This window comes from Gordonia sp. NPDC003424 (assembly GCF_053588655.1).
The window spans coordinates 1-2,024 of sequence record NZ_JBSFQJ010000041.1 but is presented as its reverse complement, the minus strand read 5'-3'; the positions used below and the strand labels follow the sequence as shown (position 1 = coordinate 2,024).

At 65.5% G+C, this 2,024-nt stretch carries 1 protein-coding gene; it reads left to right on the top strand.

Annotated elements, in window-relative coordinates:
* Positions 1-158 precede the first annotated feature (158 nt).
* Entirely contained in the window at positions 159-1,892 is a 1,734-nt protein-coding gene (locus ACWDTI_RS27220) for an IS1634 family transposase (RefSeq protein ID WP_449741260.1), read from the top strand.
* Positions 1,893-2,024 lie beyond the last annotated feature (132 nt).

The window sequence follows — 2,024 nt, the reverse complement described above, 5'->3', positions numbered from 1 at the left end:
GACCGGACTTCCGCAGTTGGTAGGCATTTTGGCGTTGCCGCTGAGCTGAATGCGCAGGTGAGAGCGGTGAGGGGTGCCCGAAAGCGCGAATACTTGTAGGCACACGAATTGGGGCGTGTCTGCTGGTAATTCGCTGTTTCATGTGGTGTTGTGTAGGTATGTACCTGCGGGAGACGCGGCGCAAGAACAAAGATGGTTCCACCGTGTCGTATCTGCAGCTGGCGCACAACGAACGCCATCCGAAAACCGGCGCCCCGACAGCGAAGGTGATCCACAACTTCGGGCGCGCCGAGACCGTCGATCGTGACGGGCTGGCCCGGCTGGTGGGCTCGATCTCCCGGTTTCTCTCACCCGGGCAGGCCGCGAGCGCAAGCGCAAGCGCCAGCGGCGAGGGGGTGGAGATCCTCGACAGCCGTCGCCTCGGTGGCGCGTGGACGCTGGACCGGTTGTGGGAGCGGTTAGGGATCGGTGCGGCGATCACCCGGGCGGCTGCGGCGCGGCGTCTGGATGCTGACCAGGTCGAGCGGGTGATCTTCACCCTGGTCGCCCAACGCGCGCTGGAACCCGGTTCGAAACTCGCGGCGACCGGCTGGCTCGCGGAACGGGTCGCCATCGGTGGGATCACCACCCTGACCGATGATCAGGCGTATCGGGGCATGGATTTTCTGCTCGAGGCGCTCGACGATATCGCTGCTGAGGTATTCGATTCGGTGGCGCACCTGTTGAATTTGGATCTCGACATCGTGTTCGTCGACACCACATCGACCTACTTCGAAACCGACAGCCCCGATGAGTTGCCCGAGCTGGCTGACCCGGTCGTCGATGACGGCATCACCCGCCCGACCGAATCCGGGACGCGGACGTTCGGTCATTCCAAGGACTTTCGTACCGACCTGCCGCAGGTGGTGATCGCGATGGCCGTCACCCGCGATGGAATCCCGGTGCGCTGCTGGACCTTTCCCGGCAACACCGCCGACACCGCGATCATCCGCACCATCAAAGACGACCTCGCCGGCTGGCAACTACGCCGCCTGGTGTGGGTCGCCGACCGCGGATTCGCCTCCGCGACCAACCGCGCCTACCTCACCCGCGGTGGTGGGCACTACATCCACGCCGAGAAACTACGCCACACCAACGCCGAAGCGGCTGCCGCGCTGGCCCGCCCGGGCCGCTACCACGCCGTCGCCGGTAACCTCCGGGTCAAGGAAGTTCACGTCGCTCCCGGCGGGGACGGTGACGGCGAGGGTGGTGCCCGCGCCGTGCGGTTCGTGGTGTGCCACAACCCTGATCAAGCCGAGCGTGACGCCGCGGTGCGCAGCAACCTCGTGGCCCATCTGCGAGAGCTGATCGCCGGATCCGATGACTGGGCCACCCGCCGCCGCGACGAATTTGTCGGCTCCCTCAAGGCCAAGCCGGGCTTGCGGCGGTATCTGCGGCGCACCAAGTCCGGGTTGCTGCGGATCGATGCCGCCGCGATCAAGGCGGAAGCCGGGCTGGACGGCAAATGGTTGCTGCGGACCTCGGATACCACCCTTACCCCAGAAGATCTGGCGGCGGCCTACAAGCAGTTGCTGGCAGTGGAACGTGGTTGGCGGGACATGAAGGGCGCGTTGAAATTACGTCCGGTGTTCCACTATCGCGAAGACCGCATCCGGGCGCACGTGCAACTGTGCTGGCTGGCGCTACTGCTGATCCGGGTTGCTGAGACCGCCACCGGCGACACTTGGCGCACCATCGCCCACGAACTCGACCGGCTGCACCTGATCACCCTGGCCACCGATCACGGCACCGTCGCGCAACGCTCCGCGCTCACCGCGAGCCAGCGCCGCATCCTCGGCGCCCTTGACCTGCCCGAACCTCCCCGATTCGTCGACTTCACACCCAGCGCCTGACCGCGTTCGTCACCCTCTCCCCGAGCGCAGCGAGGTCGTGTAGTAACACGACCAAATCGCGTCGATTCATCATCACCGCACGTCAACACCCATTTCCGGGGAATCGTGTGCCCAACATCTGCGGAAGTCCGG

Excerpts from the sequence above, each read along its gene's own strand:
- ACWDTI_RS27220 (WP_449741260.1), top strand. The coding sequence starts at position 159 with ATGTACCTGCGGGAGACGCGGCGCAAGAACAAAGATGGTTCCACCGTG.